Raw genomic sequence first — 16,882 nt, 5'->3', positions numbered from 1 at the left:
AGTATATGATTTCACTGCGAAAATCAACGCCGGACTTGTGGATTCACGCGGCAGGATGTAAAATAAGAATGGAACGGAGAATGGCCCACCGGTGGCTGTGAGGGCGCCATATGAATGAAAGAGGATAAGAAACCGAAATGTTGGAAGGACTTAAAATAGAAGTATATAAGGCGAACCAGGAACTTGCGAAAAACGGCCTTGTCACCCTGCGCTGGGGAAACATTTCCGCGCGGGATGAGCGCACGGGCTATATTGTCATCAAGCCGCGCCGCATCGCCTTTACTCAAATCAAGCCGGATGACCTCATCGTGTGCGATATGGAAGGAAAGATACTCGAAGGGTCGCATACGCCTTCTTCGGATCTGTTCACACACCTCGAAATCTATAAAGCGTTTCCCCAGGTTGGAAGCGTTGCCCACACCCATTCCAAATGGGCGACGGTGTTTGCACAGGCAGGAGAAAGCATTCCGAATCTCGGCACTACGCATGCGGATTATTTCAAATATGATATCCCGGTAACGCGAACCATGCGCCCGGAAGAAATTGCGAAGGATTATGAGAAAAATACGGGCCGCATTATTGCGGACGCTTTTACATTAAAAGACCCGATGACAACCCCGGCGATCCTCGTTAAAAACCACGGGCCATTCGTGTGGGGCAGGGATATTGCGGATGCGGTCGATAATGCGGTCGCCCTCGAATATGTGGCGGAAATGGCGTTCTATACGCTGCGCCTCAATACAGATGCGGATATGAACAAATACCTGATTGAAAAGCACGTACAAAGGAAACAGGGAGGAAAGAATGAGCAATAAATCCACCTCCACAGAACGCCAGCTTTTCATTTTGTCCCTGCTCTCCCAACGAAAAGGCGGGTATACCATCAACGAAATTATCGACAGCCTGAAGCGCATGGCGGATATTGACGCCACCCGGCGGATGGTTGCGCGCGATATGGATTATATTTCGCAGAATTTTTTTGTATATGAAGAAGAACAGGATGGAAAACTTGTATACAAGGCTGATAAATATGCCCTTTCTGATATGGATTTTTCCATGGCGGAGGTTGTATCGCTGTATTTTACGGAACAGGTGTTGAAAACATATGAATCCCTCGGTATGGCAAAAGACGCCCTTAAAATCGTTCGCCGGATTTTGGGGAAACTGCCCGAGCTTTCGCGCAGCGCGATGGAAAACGTGGAGAAGATGATAAAGATTGTTCCCGAGGCCGCGGCGGACAGTGAAACGGACGAGGAGATCCTTGCACTTGTGCAGGAGGCGCTTGAAACGTCCCGCAGCCTCCGGCTCCGCTACCATTCTTTTTCCACGGGCGAAACTGCGGAGCGGATATTCGATCCATATGTGCTTGAGGTACGCGAGGGATGTTGGCATACCATCGGTTTTTGTCATTTGCGTGAAGCGGTACGCGACCTGCGCGTCTCGCGGATCGAGGATGCAGAACTCCTCAGGGAGACGTTCACCGTGCCCCAGCGCTTTTATGAAGACTACCGAAAGACGCGGTTTGATAAACTGGCGGGCGAGGAACTCACGGAAATCCGGGTCAGGTTCACCGGGGATGCGGCCCGGCTGGTAAAGGAATACCATGCACGCAAGGCAGACCGCCTTACGGACGAAGACGGGGCAGTGTTGTTTGAAAAAGAGGCGGCCATTACACCGGATATCAAAAGTTGGCTGCTTTCTTTTGGCGCACAGGCGGAGGTGCTCGCGCCGGAGGGATTGAAGCGGGAACTGAAAGAGGAAGTAAAACGCATGGGCGCTTTATATACGGAGGAACGGTAAATGAAACAGCGGCAGATTTTAAATGACATTTCTCCTGACTTCAGGCGTGACCGCCAGGGGCAGGAAGAATATATTGCGGGTAAAAAAGCCCAGACGGTTGATTTTATCCGGCGCTATATGAACAGGGCAAACGCAAAAGGCGTGGTGCTCGGCGTTTCCGGCGGAGTGGACAGCTTCCTGTGCGCCGCCCTGTGCGCCGAGGCATGCGCTGCGGAAGGAAAACAAATGTATATCGTGCTCCTGCCGAACGGTGTGCAGGGCGATTTCAAGGACGCGGAAGACAGCGCCCGGCAGATTATGCGCCTGAATCCGCAAACCATATGCGATACGGTTTCTATTGCGGGCGGTTATGCGGGTGCGCTTAGCGACCTCAAAGGTGCGCAGGGATTTTCGCAGGATGCCTATACGCTTGGCAACCTTCAGCCACGCCTGCGGATGATGTACCAGTATGCGCTTGCAAAGGGAATGCTCGTCGCGGGCACGGACCACGCGACGGAAGCGGTCACTGGTTTTTATACCAAATATGGCGATGGAGGCAGCGATTTCAATCCGTTGCAGGAACTGGTCAAAGACGATATTTATGAAATGTCGAAAACGTACGGCGCGCCGCCGGAGGTGCTTTCAAAACAACCCGCAGCGGGGCTTGGTATTTCCGCTACGGACGAGGAAGAACTCGGCATCCGCTATGCGGATATCTGCGCCTATCTGAAAGGAAACATCATTCCGGACGACGCGCGTGAAAAACTGGAAGCGGCGTATGACCGCTCCATGCACAAACGCGCCTTGGCGGCCTCTTTGAAAGATGAATATACACACCGGGAACCGGTCACGCATATCCACATCGGAACCGTGGAGGAAGAACGGGTCTTAAACTCGACAGTCGGCTACATCAATGCGCATCCGGAGCAGAATGTAGTCTATGTAACGGACGGGCACCTGAAAGATACGTTTTATGCGGATATTAAAAAGACGGTCAATACGCCGATCGCCCGCTATAATTGTTTTTTACCGGAAGGCGACGGCGGGGTAAACGACGCGTATGGCAGGCTGGCGCATAATATCGAACGGAATGTGGTGGTTTCGGGGAAAGTAGACGAAACCTTTCAGCGCATTTTGCTGCATCTGATGAACAGCCGCTGCCAGGTGACGCTCCTCAAGGACTGCCTGACGAAAGTGAAATAGGGAGCGGCACATAAGCAAGAAGAAATGAGCGGGCACGAGTAAACCGGGCGGAATAATATGCTTTACGGTTGATTGCCTGAATAAAAGGGGATTATGAATGGATATTTTTAAATATGTAGACGAAGTGGTCGAATACTACGAGACCATTCAATATAAATATAAGAACATTGCACATGACCTGAAGCATATGATGGAAGACGTCGTGTGTAAGAATTCGGAATATACGCTGAATGTTTCCTACCGCGTAAAGGAGCCGGAAAGCGTACGCGAAAAATTGATACGCAACAGCTATTACAGGCTGCATACTACAAAAGAAGAGATTGTCGCCAACATCCAGGATATCATCGGCCTGCGGGTTGAATGTAAATTCAATGATGACGAAGCGTACGTGTATTCGTTGTTCCTTAAATTGTTTGACAAGACGGACGACCAGATTTTTTATTATAATGAAAAATTTCCCAAAATGCGTTTCAAGCTGAATGAAAAGCAGCCCGCCAAGCAAAAGAATGGTTTTGATATTTATAAAATTGATGCGCGTTATGAGGACCATAAAGGCGAAGAAGACGAAATACGCGTAAATTTTGAAGTGCAGATCAAGTCCATGGTCAATATGTTTTGGGGGGATATCGAGCATAAAATCATCTATAAAAATCCCTCCTACTTTATGGTGGAGCAGCAGGTGATTGAAAATATGGTGTCTATCAAGGAAAACCTGAATCTTGTAGACCATCAGCTGCATGTGCTGTATAAACGTTATAAGCGCGATAACAGCTCTAAACTCCACTACCGTAAGGAGAACATCCAGAATATTATTTCCAAGTTGATCCATGATACCATTGCGCGTAAAATGAAAAATGACCTTGGCTTTGTCGTGCAGTTTAAAGACAGCTGTGACAGCATTGTGGATTATATCTTTATTGTCAACAATGCCGCGCAGATGGAGGATTACGGGCGGGTCATGACGGAAATGTTCTACATCACAGGCACGATGACCGGGGAAGAAATTAACTTCCGCGAATCGCTCCAGCTGGAACATGAATTTAACACGGGAGATCCCTTCATTGACACCGTAGGCACGACAATCCAGAAGCTGATGAACGTGGATTTCAACTGGCATCTTTACTGCATGATTTTGTTTGAACTGGAGCGCGGCAGCAGGATTGACGCACTCGAAACGTTTATCCGCTACTATAAGGGGCGGCTCACGGCGAACTCAGAGCTGCATCGCCTTGAAGAAGTTTTCCCGGCGGAAACGGCAAAGAAAATCAAAGCGGACCTGCTTTGCGAAATGGGTTATGTATTCCGCCGGCATGCGGATATTACCCTGCTGCACGAAGAAGGTATCGTCGAAATGACGCGGGCACTCAAAAAGACGGTAGCTAATATCATCAAAGACAACCCCGATTGGAACAAGGAAAAAACCATCTATTTCCTGTATCTCAACAACAGTGTCAATCTGGAAACGAGAAATTGACAAAAGGACCTGGATGGAAGTAAGATGTAAGGACGATAACTATTAGGAAAAAGAGGACGGAAAGGCAATGAAAATCAAACTTGCTGACGGCAGCGTCAAAGAATTTAAGGATGGCATGACCGCTCTTGAGATTGCAAAAGAGTTGAGTCAGAAACTGGGCAAATCCGCAGTTGCGGCGAAAGTGGACGGTACGGTAACGGAACTTGATACGGTTCCCGCCGACGGCACGACGCTCGAAATCCTGACATTTGACGACGAAGAAGGCAAAAAGGCAGTTTGGCATACGGCGTCCCATGTACTCGCGCAGGCGGTGAAGCGCCTGTATCCAGACGCAAAACTTGCGATCGGCCCGGCAACGGATAACGGCTTTTATTATGATTTCGATACGGAAAAACCGTTCGCGAACGAGGATCTTGCGAAGATTGAAAAGGAAATGAAGAAGATCGTGGCCGAGAATATCCCGCTCACGAAATATATCCTTCCGCGTGCGGAGGCGATCCAAAAGATGAAGGATGCGGGGGAGCCGTATAAAGTTGAACTCATCGAAGACCTCCCGGAAGACGCGGTGCTGAGCTTTTACGAACAGGGGGATTTTACCGACCTGTGCGCAGGCCCGCATGCGGCCGCTACAGGCAAGGTCAAGGTTCCGAAACTCCTGCGGACGGCAGGAGCGTATTGGCGCGGTAATGAAAAGAATAAAATGCTGCGCCGTATTTACGGAATTGCATTTCCGTCCCAGAAGGAACTGGACGAGCATCTGCAAAAAATGAAGGAAGCGGAAGAGCGCGACCACAACAAGCTGGGGCGTGAGCTTCATTATTTCACCACCAGTCCGGTTGTGGGCCAGGGTTTGCCGCTTTTGATGCCCAAGGGCGCGAAAACGATCCAACTTTTGCAGCGCTTTGTGGAAGATGAAGAAGAGCGCCGCGGTTACGTGCTGACCAAAACGCCGTATATGGCAAAAAGCGATCTGTATAAAATATCGGGGCATTGGGATCACTATAAGGAAGGTATGTTCGTACTGGGCGACGAGGAAAAGGAAGACGAAGTGCTTGCGCTGCGCCCGATGACCTGTCCGTTCCAGTATACGGTTTACAATGCGGAGCATCATTCGTATAAAGACCTTCCCATCCGCTATGGGGAAACTTCGACACTGTTCCGCAACGAAGCGTCCGGCGAGATGCACGGCCTTATCCGTGTACGGCAATTTACGCTTGCGGAAGGGCACATCATCTGCACGCCCGAGCAGCTTGAGGACGAGTTCATGGGAGTTCTGGACCTGATCAAATATAATATGAAGGTGCTTGGCATTGAAAACGACGTCTCTTACCGTTTCTCCAAATGGGATCCGAACAACCGCGATAAATACGTAGGCGACGCGGAAGAATGGGAGCGCGTACAAGATGCGATGAGAAAGATACTCGACCATACCGGCCTTGAATACACGGAAGAGGAAGGCGAGGCCGCGTTCTATGGGCCGAAGCTCGATATCCAGTTCAAAAATGTATTCGGTAAGGAAGATACGCTCTTTACGGTGCAGATCGATTTTTCGCTGGCAGAGCGGTTCCAGATGACCTATGTGGATAAGGACGGTCAGAAGAAGACGCCGTATATCATCCATCGTTCGTCGATCGGCTGCTACGAGCGTACGCTCGCTATGTTGATTGAGAAATATGCAGGGGCGCTTCCGATGTGGATGATGAGCGAAGAAGTGCGGCTTTTAAATATCACGGAAGCGGCCGCGGCGTATTGCCACGAATACGCACAGCGCCTTCGGAGCGCTGGTTTGCGCGTTGCGGTGGATGACCGGCAGGAAAAGATTGGCTACAAGATCCGCGAAGCGCGGAACGAGCGTATCCCTTATATGCTGGTCGCCGGGGAAAAAGAAATCGCGGACGGGACCTTTGCGGTGCGCCGCCGCGGCGAGGGCGAGATTGGGAACATGTCGCAGGATGATTTTCTCGAGATGGCAGTGCAGCAGGACCGCGATAAGGTGATTTTTTGACCGCTGGCCCCAAAAAGCCGGCAATGCCGCCAGAAACTGCTTGACATGGCATGGCATGGCATGATATAGTAAGGAAGTTAAAACAAAGCAGAAGCTGCCCGCTTCTCACCTGCACACAAGGGTGTGTATGGTAGAATAACGAACAAATGGGTATTTGTTGGTATTTTTGCGGGTGGCATATGCCGCCCGCTTTTTATTGGGCGGCCAGGAACCAGATAAGGTGCCGGAGTACAGAGCCGGAAAAGGGGCCCCCGTGCGAGCCCAGCGAAGCGGGTCGCAAGGGGAAGAGGAGCAACAGTGCGAAAGACGAAGTAAGAGGCGCGAGTTGCGACGATAGGAGGGAAAACCAATCGCAAACGAACCGCTCATCAATGAGCAGATCAGAGAACCGGAAGTAAGAGTAGTTGCCGAAGACGGTGCACAGCTTGGCGTGATGTCTTCGCGGGAAGCACAGAAACTGGCGGATGAGGCCGATCTTGACCTTGTTAATATTTCGCCTAAGGCAAAGCCGCCCGTATGTAAGCTGATGGATTACGGCAAATACCGTTTTGAACAGAATAAACGGCAGAAAGAAGCAAAGAAAAACCAAAAAGTGATTACTTTGAAGGAAATGCGTCTTTCCGCTACGATCGATAAGCACGATATGGAAGTGAAGGCCAAAAACGTCAAAAAGTTTTTGGAAGCAGGAGATAAGGTAAAAATCTCCATCCGTTTCCGCGGCCGCCAGCTTTCCCATACGGATCAGGGCAGGCAGGTCATGCAGTTGTTTCTTGAAATGCTCGGAGACGTTGCCACGGTCGAAAAGAATGCGAAAATGGAAGGCCGGAGTATGTTTATGATCCTGTCGCCCAAAGCGTAGTAAAAGAGTGCCAAATGAAAAGTTTTTATACAGAAGGAGGGCGTCAAGATGCCTAAGATGAAGACACATAGAGGCGCGGCAAAAAGATTCAGCCTCACAAAATCGGGAAAAGTCAAAAGAGCCAAAGCGTACAAGAGCCACATATTGAATAAGAAATCCTCCAAGAGGAAGAGAAATCTCCGCAAGGGTACTTATATCAGCACGGCAGAGCAGAAGAACGTAAAAGTTCTGATCCCGTATAAGTAATCGGAAAGAAGACGAGGAGGTTTTAGAAAATGGCAAGAGTAAAAAGAGCGGTAAGCTCACATAAAAAGCGCAGAAAAATTTTTAAACTCGCAAAGGGTTATTTCGGAGCAAAATCCAAACAATATAAATCCGCAAAACAGCAAGTGATGAAATCCATGCACTATGCGTACACCGGCCGCAAGCTTAAGAAGCGTGACATGCGCCGGCTGTGGATTGTGCGGATCAATGCGGAAGCGAGGCAGAACGGCATCAGCTATTCCCAGTTTATGAACGGTCTCAAACAAAATGGGATCGACCTGAACAGAAAAGTACTGGCTGATATGGCTGTCAACGACAAACCTGCATTCAAACAGCTTGCTGAGACGGCAAAGAAAAAAGTGCAGGCATAAACAAAGCAGAGCGTTAGGGGGATAGTAGGCTAAGTACTATCCCCCTTTTTATGATTGCGCATGCATAAGCAAGGAGCACAGCTAATAAATAACGGCGGGCCCGCGTGCCTGGAACGCGTTCTGGAACCTGTGGCGGAAACAGGAAAAGCGGAGGAAGCTGTTTGGATGAAAGGGACGCAAAATGAAAGAGATCACAAGTCATTCCAATGAATATATCAAGATGCTGAAGTCCCTGAAGCGAAAAAAATCACGGGATGAGCAAGGACTGTATATCATTGAGGGCCTGAAGACCATCGAAGAGGCAATTTCTTCCGGGCAGGAGGTCGAGTGTGTTGTCACGTCAGATAAAAACAGCGCTGTTATGCGGTTTGCAAAGCAACATAATGTTAAGATAATATCTGTACCATATGAAATAGTACAGCAAATCGCGGATACGAAATCGCCGCCGAAGGAACTTGCCTGTCTCAAAAAGCAGGAAAATCTGCCCGATTTCAATGGAAATTTTTATGTGGCGATGGACGATGTGAATGATCCCAAAAATTTGGGTACGATTATCCGCACGGCGGATGCGGCAGGAGCGGATGGTGTGTTTATTTCGGAAACCAGCGCGGATTTCTATGGTCCTAAGGCGCAGCGCGCCGCAATGGGCAGTACATTCCATGTGCCTGTCGAGGTTTGTGACCTGAAAAAGCGTCTCGCTGAACTGAAAAGTAACGGCGTGAGGATTATCTCCGGCTCCCTTCGGGGAAGCGGTACGCTTCCTGAAGAGCTTGCGGCGGCCTGCGTAGTCGTAGGCAACGAAGCGCGGGGAATCTCGGGCGAAGTGGAGGACTTAAGCGATGTGCTTTACAAGATCCGCATCTATGGGCGGGCCGAAAGCTTGAACGCGAGCGTCGCGGCAGGTATAATGATGTATGATGTACGGCGCGCGCTTGCAGAGTAAGCGCGCATACAGTATCGAATGGTTTGCATCGTTTTCCTGTATGGCATGCACGGGGAAATCCGAAGCCTTTAGGCAAACCGCTGCCCGCAACTGCGCTGCAGATCCATTCCGGACCTGTATGTGCTGGTAATTGTTAATAAAATATTTGAAATATTGTATATAGTTGAGAGGAAACAGACATGGAATGTGAGCAAATCGTAGCAAAGGCGCAGGGCGAAATCGCCTCAGCGCAGTCGAGTGCACAGCTTGACGGCATTCGCGTGAAATATCTCGGCAAAAAGGGCGAGATTACGTTGCTGATGAAGCAAATGGGTACCCTTCCAAAAGAAGAACGCCCGGTGTTCGGGCAGACGGTCAACGCGGCAAGGAAAGCTGTGGAAGAATCGCTGACGGAAGCATTGGAAGAAATTGTGAAAAAAGAAAGCGCGGAAAAACTTGCGGCGGAGCGCGTGGATATCACGCTGCCCGGCAGGAAGCAGGAGCTAGGCGCGTTGCATCCGCTGACGCAGGTATACCGCGAGGTGCGGGATATCTTCCTCAGTATGGGTTTTGACGTCAACGAAGGGCCGGAAGTAGAGCTTGACAAGTATAATTTCGAGCTGTTGAATATTCCCAAAAATCATCCCGCGCGCGATATGCAGGATACGTTTTATGTCAGCGAGGACGTGGTGCTGCGGACGCACACTTCCCCGGTGCAGGTGCGCACGATGCTTTCCCAAAAACCGCCGATCCGCATGGTGTGCCCGGGACGTGTGTTCCGTACAGACGATGTGGACGCGACGCATTCGCCTGTATTTATGCAGATGGAAGGGCTTGTCATAGGGAAAAACATTCGCTTTTCCGACCTCAAGGGGACGATCAACACGTTCATCCGTAACTTCTATGGCGAACATGTAAAGACAAAATTCCGTCCCGGATTCTTTCCTTTCACCGAACCGTCTGCCGAAGTGGACGTAACATGTACGGTATGCGGCGGAAAGGGCTGCGGCGCGTGCAAGGGCGCGGGAATGATCGAGGTTCTGGGCTGTGGGCTCGTCAATCCGGTCGTACTTGAAAACTGCGGCCTTGACTCCAATGAATATTCAGGGTTTGCCTTCGGGCTCGGAATAGACCGTCTGGCGAATACGAAATATGGCATTACGGATATTCGCCTGCTGTATGAAAACGACGTACGTTTTTTAGGGCAGTTTGTTTAAGAGCCCGGACGATTTGAACATTTGGAGGCGTATACGAAGCGCCCTGCTTAAGACCGATAGAAAGAGGATAAATAAATGTTAGCACCCTATAGATGGATCTGCGATTACGCAGACGTAAAATCAGACGCAGACACGCTGGCGGATAAAATGGTTATGACCGGAAACGGCGTGGAAGAAGTTGTAAAACTTGGCGAAAATATTCAAAATGTCGTTGTAGGCAGGATCGAAAAAATCACGAAGCATCCGGATGCGGATAAGCTGCAAATATGTATGATCGACGTGGGAGGCGAAGACCTCCTGCAAATCGTAACAGGCGCGGATAATGTGTTTGAAGGCGCCTATATTCCGGTTGCGAAAGCGCCGTCCATGCTCCCGGCGGGCCCAATCAAGAAGGGCAAGCTCCGGGGAGTGGAATCGTTTGGGATGCTGTGCTCAGGCGAGGAATTGAATTTGAAGGAAGAGGATTACCCGGGCGCGGGCGTAAACGGCATTATGATCCTTGCGGGCGAACCGGCAGTGGGAACGGACATCCGCGAACTTTTGAACCTTTCCGGAACGGTCATTGATTTTGAAGTCGGTGCCAACAGGCCAGACTGCCTTTCGATGATCGGTACGGCGCGTGAAGCATCGGCGGCCGATCAGGTGGCATTCCACCTGCCGGAAATCAAATACGACGAGCGGCAGGATATAAAAACAGAAGATTTGGTCAGCGTAGACATTCAGGCTGCCGACCTGTGCACACGGTATATCGCGGCAGCGGTGACAGACGTCGTGATCGGGCCATCTCCCGAATGGATGCGCGTACGCCTGCGTGAAGCGGGTATTCGTCCCATCAATAACATTGTGGATATCACGAACTTCGTGATGCTTGAAACAGGCCAGCCGATGCACGCGTTCGACGCCTCGAAAATCCGTGGGAAAAAGATTGTCGTCCGCCGTGCGGAGAATGGCGAAAAAATGAAAACGCTCGACGATAAGGAGCGTACCTTTACGGAAAATATGCTGCTCATTTGCGATCAGGAAGGCCCGATCGGCGTTGCGGGCGTAATGGGCGGCCTCGATTCGGAAATTACGGACCAGACAAAGACGGTTGTATTTGAATCCGCCAAATTTATGTATGGAAATATCAGGCAGACTTCACGCGGCCTTGGCCTCTCCACAGAGAGTTCCATGCGTTTTTCCAAGGGAGTGGATGCTGCAACTACCATGTTTGCCATGCAGCGTGCGCTCACGCTTATCAATGAGCTGGGGGCGGGCAAGGTAGCAAACGGTATGATTGACGTGCTGAATGAAGACCTCAAGCAAAAGGTCGTCAAGGTCAACGCGGCGCGCATCAATGCAAAGCTTGGGACGGAGATTTCGGCAAAAGAAATGCAGCAATACTTAAACCGCGTATTTATACAGACAGGTATCATTGGCGACGAACTCGTATGCACCATTCCCGCGTTCCGCGGCGATATCTATGGCATGGCTGATATCGCAGAGGAGGTAGCGCGTATTTACGGTTACGACAATATCCCGGAAACGGATGCGCTCACCCACCTTCGCCGGGGACGGGTGTCGGATTTTGAAGCGAAGACGGATGTTGTCAGAGACTATCTCCGGGATACAGGCTTTTTCGAATGTGTGACCTATTCCTTTGCAGGCCCGCAGGATTACGCAAAGATTGGGATGGATGTACCGGAAAGCGTAAAGATCATCAATCCGTTGGGGGATGATACCTCGCTTATGCGCACGACTCTCGTGCCGCACATGCTTTCGGTGGTGGCCTTAAACCAGAACAGGAAAAACGAAAATGTACAGCTCTTCGAGGTATCGCGCGGATATTTCCCACAGGATGGAGAGCCGCTTCCGCACGAAGTACCGATGATTGTGCTGGCGCAGGCGGGCAGCAAGGATTTCTTCGATATGAAAGGCGTGGTTGAAAATATTGTGCGGCTTGCAAGCGGCGCGGAAATCCGCTGCGAACGGGCGGATGAGCCCTACTTGCATCCAGGGATTTCGGCCGATATTTTTGTTGGGGAAGAAAAAATCGGCGTGATGGGCAGCGTGCATCCGGATACCATGAAGCTGTTCGACATGCCGGAACGCGCGGTGATCGCGCAGATCGACCTCGAAAAACTGTATGCGGCGGAAAAGCCGGAAATGAAGTTCAGGGCACTGCCTAAATTCCCAGCGGCGACACGCGACCTGGCGGTGATCGTCGATCAGGAGACCGGTGCGGGCGATCTCAAGGCGGCTATGGAAAAGGCGGGCGGCAAGCGCGTAGAAAAAGTGGAGCTGTTCGATGTATTCAGCGGCGAACAGGTTGGCGCAGGGAAAAAGAGCGTGGCCTACGCCATTACGATGCGCAGCCCAGAGGGAACGATGCGGGACGAAGATGTCGATGCGGTCATGAAAAAGATCCTGAAAGTGCTGGAGAAGGATTTTGGCGCACAGCTTCGCCAATAATGCGGCTTGTGCAAAAACAGGCCATGTTGTATAATGAGAGCATAACTCTCTGCCTGGGAAGATTGCATGAAAATGTGGTGGATCCTCCCGCAGGGCCGGGCAAAACGGCCGATGGTTCATTTGCCGGAGGTTTCTGCCAGGGACAAAGCAAGAGCGGTAGAATTTTATGATAAGGAATCCCGAAGCATCGGCAGATGTGTTATTTTAAGGGGGACAGGATATGGAAAAAACAAAAACAGTCGTCAGTATCGGTGGAAAAGAATATACCATTTGTGGAACGGACAGTGCGGAATATATCCACAGAGTTGCCCTTCACGTCAATAAGAAGCTGACTGAACTCAAAAAAGCCAATCCTGATCTCAATAACATTCAGCTTGCTATGCTTACGTCGCTCAATATCGCGGATGACTATATGAAAACGAGCGATGAACTGGCAGCAGCAAAAAAAGAACTGGAGAGCAAGCAAAAAGAACTCGAGCGTCTGGAAAAAGGCCAGGGGGCCGGAAACCGGACCGCTCCATTCAACAAGCGGTAAAAAATTTGGACGGGAACCCCCGGGGTTCCCGTCTTTTTTTATGCTTCAAGATAAAAATGTGATATAATATCCCTGTTATGGAAAATGAAATGAACTTACCAAAATCGCTGGAATTTGATAGGATTCTGGAACGGCTTGCGGAAAAAACGGTATCTGCGCCGGGAACGGAAGCGGCAAAGAAAATCCGGCCGGAGCGTACGCGTGAAGCAGCGAAGCTCGCTATGGAAAAAACCATGGAAGCGGAAACCCTGCTCATCAAACGTCCAGGATATCCGTTGCGCGCATTTTCTCACATTGAAGCGGAACTTAAACGGTTGAAAACGGGCGCGTCGCTCTCGTGCGGAGAGTTGCTGCGTGTGGCGGGTGTGTTCCGTGCGGCCAAAGCAGCAGGCCCCCTTGCAAAACCCGCAAAGGACGAAAATGCAACGCTGATTCCGGAAATGGCCCGTGGCCTCTTTTATGACGGCGTTGCGTTGAAGCGTATCTCGGACTGTATTTTATCGGAGGATGAAATTGCCGATGACGCTTCACCGGAACTTGCCCGTATCCGCCGGGCCATGCGAAAGGAAAACGAATCCATCCGGGAAAAGCTGCAATCCATGATTCGTTCGCAGACCGATTCCAAGTATCTGCAGGATACGATTATCACGCAGAGGAACGGCCGTTTTGTTGTGCCTGTCAAAGCGGAATATAAAGGCAACGTCCCCGGTATTGTCCACGAAAAAAGCGCATCCGGGGCAACTTTCTTTGTGGAACCGGCGGGCGTTGTAGAGTCCAACAACCGCATCCGTGAACTCGAAGGAGAAGAAGCGCATGAGGTTTCACGTATTTTGGCGGAGCTTACATCCCTGCTGTTTCCTTACCAGAAGGAACTCCGGGAAGATATTGAAATACTGACCGGGCTTGACGTGCTTTTTGCCAAAGCGTCTCTTGGCCTTGAAATGAAGGCGGTTCCCGTCACGTTTACGGAAAAGGGAACGCTTGAATTAAATGAGGGACGGCACCCGCTGATTGATTCCCAAAAGGTTGTTCCCGTTTCCCTGCACATGAAAAATGGCGTACATGCCTTGGTAATCACGGGGCCCAATACGGGGGGAAAGACGGTTACGCTGAAACTGGTCGGCCTGTTTGCGGCAATGGCCCAGTCCGGCTTCTTCCTTCCGGCCAAGTCCCCGGCGCGAATGCCGGTTTTTGATGGGATTTTTGCGGATATTGGGGATGAGCAAAGCATCGAGCAGTCGCTTTCTACCTTTTCTGCCCATATGAAAAGTATTATTTTCGCTTTGAAGCACGCCCACGGGGATTCCCTTGTGCTGCTGGATGAGCTTGGCGCCGGTACGGATCCGCAGGAAGGCAGTGCGCTTGCCCAGGCTGTCCTTGCGGAGCTTGACAGTAAGGGATGCACGGTGATTGCAACCACGCATATCGGCGAACTGAAAGTGTTTGCCGGGGAACGCGAGGGGTTCGAGAATGCCAGCATGGAATTTGATGCGGCTACGCTTACGCCAACCTATCGCTTGCTGATGGGGGTTGCAGGGCGCTCCAACGCGCTTTCCATATCGCAGAAGCTGGGGCTTCCAAAACATGTCCTGCAAAGTGCGCGGCAGTATATGGACGAGGAACATGTGGAATACAGCCGCCTGATCGAAACTGCGGAAAAGGCCCAGTCCCGCGCGGACCGGATGATGAACCAGGCCTATCAGGCGCTGGAAGAAGCGAAGAAGCAGCGCCGCCGTGCCGAGGAAGAGGCGCAGCGCCTGAATGAAAAACGCAAGCGGATGCTCGAACAGGCCAATGAAAAAGCAATTGAAATCATCAACGACGCAAAAGATACGGCAGAAGAGGTCATCAAGGAGACGCGAAAGCTGAAAAAACAGGACGAGGCACAGCGGACGAAAACGGTTCAGAAAGTACGCGGGAAGCTCGAACATAAAAAGCAGTACATCGAAAAACATAAGAAACTGCAAAAAAAGATCAAAACATTGCAGCCTGAAGATATCCACGCGGGAGATACGGTAACGATCGTTTCCATGGATGCGCCTGCAACCGTACTGGAGCCGCCGAACGGAAAGGGAATGGTGCGCCTCAAGGCAGGCATTATGACGGTAGAACTGCATTACACGGAACTTGCGGCAGGCAAAGAGGCGGAAGCAAAACACGTCCGGGAGAGCATGTCGCGCGTTACGCTGAACCGTGGCAAGGCCGTTCCCATGGAGCTCGACCTGCATGGGCAGGCGGTGGATGACGCGCTCATTGTGCTGGATAAATATCTCGACGACGCGTTCCTTGCAGGCTATGCCGAAGTGCGTATCGTGCATGGACGGGGTACGGGCACGCTGCGCAATGGCGTACAGCAATATTTGCGCACCCATCCGCATGTCGCAAAGCAGCGGCTGGGAGAATACGGCGAGGGGGGAATCGGCGTCACAGTGGTAACGCTGAAATAATGCGTTCGAAACACGCTGGATTTTTGTGCGAAGCCGTCGGATGCAATTGCTGGCTTTTTATTCCTTATATGGCGTGTGGATGCGCCCTCCCGTTATCCAAACAGCGGGCTTAGCAGAGGAGATTCGAAATGATTGTAGTAAGCGCCTGCCTTGCGGGAAAAAAATGCAGATATGACGGAAGTGCGAAACCGGATGATGAGGTCCTGCGGTTGGTTCGAGACGGAAAAGCGGTATGCGCGTGCCCGGAAGCGATGTCCGGCCTTCGGATACCGCGTCCTCCGGCAGAGATTCGCGGCGGAGACGGTTTCAGCGTTTTACGCGGGGAGGCGGATGTTTATAATAAAGAGGGCAAGTGCGTCACGCAGGAATTTTTGAACGGCGCGCGCAGGTTTCTCGCCTGTGTACAGCAAAACGGCGCGCGTGAAGTGTGGCTGAAAGCCAAAAGCCCGTCGTGCGGGGTGGAAAAGATCTACGACGGTACGTTTAAAGGAATGCTCCGGGATGGATGCGGCGTGACTTGCGCATTGCTTATAAAACATGGTATAAAGGTAGTGGAGATTCATTAAAACAGTAGTCCCACATCGAAAAGGAGAGAACCGATGAAACAAAATATTCTGGTGATAGATGATGATAAAAATATCCGCGAGGTAGTCAAGCTATATTTGCGCAAGGAAGGTTATGAAGTCACGGAGGCGGCGGACGGAGCGATCGGGGTAGATCTGTTTTTCGGCAAGCAGTATGATCTCGTTATCCTTGATATTATGATGCCCGTACAGGATGGCATTGAAACGATCAAACAAATCAGGGCGAAATCGAATGTGCCGGTCATTATGCTGACAGCCAAAGGAGAAACGTTTGATAAAGTACTGGCGCTCGAGCTCGGCGCGGACGATTATATCGTAAAACCATTTGACCCGAAGGAACTTGTAGCGCGTGTCAAGGCGGTTATCCGGCGCAGCAATCAGGAAGATAAATCGGATATCCTCGAATATCCGAACCTTAAGATCGATATGCAGAATTATCAGGTAATCTATGAGGGCAGGGAAGTACAAATGCCGCCCAAGGAGATTGAGCTGCTCTATTTCCTCGCATCGCGGCCCAACAAGGTGTTCACGCGCGACCAGCTTTTAGAGCAGGTGTGGGGATTCGAGTATTTCGGAGATTCCCGCACGGTAGACGTACATATCAAACGCCTGCGCGAGAAATTTAAGGATGATGAACCATGGCAGATCAAAACCGTGTGGGGCGTAGGCTATAAATTCGAAATTTAGAAAGCGTTTTTTCTGCGCGCCATGCAGCGCGCTCTTTATGGTTCCTTGTGCATGGGGCAGATATTAATTGTCATGATTTATTTA

At 50.8% G+C, this 16,882-nt stretch carries 15 protein-coding genes and 1 other annotated feature; all 15 genes read left to right on the top strand.

Annotation, left to right across the window (positions count from 1 at the left end; translation table 11 throughout):
* The first annotated feature begins 137 nt into the window (after positions 1-137).
* The 15 genes from araD to H8S18_RS13180 all read left to right on the top strand — a co-directional run bounded on the left by araD (position 138) and on the right by H8S18_RS13180 (position 16,798).
* Positions 138-815, top strand: coding sequence for an L-ribulose-5-phosphate 4-epimerase AraD (araD, locus tag H8S18_RS13250; RefSeq protein ID WP_186858745.1), 678 nt, complete (start codon positions 138-140; stop codon positions 813-815).
* Positions 805-1,800, top strand: a complete 996-nt coding sequence (locus tag H8S18_RS13245) for a helix-turn-helix transcriptional regulator (protein WP_186858744.1) — start codon at positions 805-807, stop codon at positions 1,798-1,800. Before araD ends, H8S18_RS13245 begins: the two co-directional genes overlap by 11 nt.
* A complete protein-coding gene (nadE, locus tag H8S18_RS13240) occupies positions 1,801-2,982 on the top strand; it encodes an NAD(+) synthase (protein WP_186858743.1) in 1,182 nt (393 codons plus the stop codon). It begins immediately after the preceding gene.
* A 97-nt stretch (positions 2,983-3,079) separates the two neighbouring features.
* Positions 3,080-4,456, top strand: coding sequence for a GTP pyrophosphokinase (locus tag H8S18_RS13235; RefSeq protein ID WP_186858742.1), 1,377 nt, complete (start codon positions 3,080-3,082; stop codon positions 4,454-4,456).
* 67 nt (positions 4,457-4,523) lie between these two features.
* Positions 4,524-6,461: a threonine--tRNA ligase gene (thrS, locus tag H8S18_RS13230; RefSeq protein ID WP_186858741.1), complete on the top strand. Its 1,938-nt coding sequence runs from the start codon at positions 4,524-4,526 to the stop codon at positions 6,459-6,461.
* A 79-nt stretch (positions 6,462-6,540) separates the two neighbouring features.
* Positions 6,541-6,665: a sequence feature (ribosomal protein L20 leader region), on the top strand.
* A gap of 145 nt (positions 6,666-6,810) precedes the next feature.
* Entirely contained in the window at positions 6,811-7,320 is a 510-nt protein-coding gene (infC, locus tag H8S18_RS13225; protein WP_186858860.1) for a translation initiation factor IF-3, read from the top strand.
* A gap of 48 nt (positions 7,321-7,368) precedes the next feature.
* Positions 7,369-7,566 carry a 50S ribosomal protein L35 gene (gene rpmI / locus H8S18_RS13220; RefSeq protein ID WP_186858740.1) on the top strand — a complete coding sequence of 66 codons (198 nt, stop codon included), beginning with the start codon at positions 7,369-7,371 and terminating at the stop codon, positions 7,564-7,566.
* Between the two features lie 29 nt (positions 7,567-7,595).
* Positions 7,596-7,955: a 50S ribosomal protein L20 gene (gene rplT, locus H8S18_RS13215; protein ID WP_186858739.1), complete on the top strand. Its 360-nt coding sequence runs from the start codon at positions 7,596-7,598 to the stop codon at positions 7,953-7,955.
* 181 nt (positions 7,956-8,136) lie between these two features.
* On the top strand, positions 8,137-8,898 hold the full coding sequence (locus tag H8S18_RS13210) for a TrmH family RNA methyltransferase (RefSeq protein ID WP_186858738.1): 762 nt from the start codon (positions 8,137-8,139) through the stop codon (positions 8,896-8,898).
* A 179-nt stretch (positions 8,899-9,077) separates the two neighbouring features.
* Positions 9,078-10,094, top strand: coding sequence for a phenylalanine--tRNA ligase subunit alpha (gene pheS, locus H8S18_RS13205; protein WP_186858737.1), 1,017 nt, complete (start codon positions 9,078-9,080; stop codon positions 10,092-10,094).
* 75 nt (positions 10,095-10,169) lie between these two features.
* The gene (gene pheT / locus H8S18_RS13200; protein ID WP_186858736.1) at positions 10,170-12,545 is read left to right on the top strand and encodes a phenylalanine--tRNA ligase subunit beta; all 2,376 of its coding nucleotides are present in this window, start codon (positions 10,170-10,172) and stop codon (positions 12,543-12,545) included.
* Positions 12,546-12,765: 220 nt separating this feature from the next.
* Positions 12,766-13,080, top strand: coding sequence for a cell division protein ZapA (locus H8S18_RS13195; protein WP_186858735.1), 315 nt, complete (start codon positions 12,766-12,768; stop codon positions 13,078-13,080).
* Positions 13,081-13,169: 89 nt separating this feature from the next.
* Positions 13,170-15,527: an endonuclease MutS2 gene (locus H8S18_RS13190; RefSeq protein ID WP_186858734.1), complete on the top strand. Its 2,358-nt coding sequence runs from the start codon at positions 13,170-13,172 to the stop codon at positions 15,525-15,527.
* Between the two features lie 128 nt (positions 15,528-15,655).
* Positions 15,656-16,093, top strand: coding sequence for a DUF523 domain-containing protein (locus H8S18_RS13185; RefSeq protein WP_186858733.1), 438 nt, complete (start codon positions 15,656-15,658; stop codon positions 16,091-16,093).
* Positions 16,094-16,126: 33 nt separating this feature from the next.
* A complete protein-coding gene (locus tag H8S18_RS13180) occupies positions 16,127-16,798 on the top strand; it encodes a response regulator transcription factor (RefSeq protein WP_186858732.1) in 672 nt (223 codons plus the stop codon).
* Positions 16,799-16,882 lie beyond the last annotated feature (84 nt).

The organism is Christensenella tenuis (assembly GCF_014287795.1).
In the GTDB taxonomy this organism is placed as follows: domain Bacteria; phylum Bacillota; class Clostridia; order Christensenellales; family Christensenellaceae; genus Christensenella; species Christensenella tenuis.
This window is presented reverse-complemented; position numbering and strand designations above follow the sequence as displayed.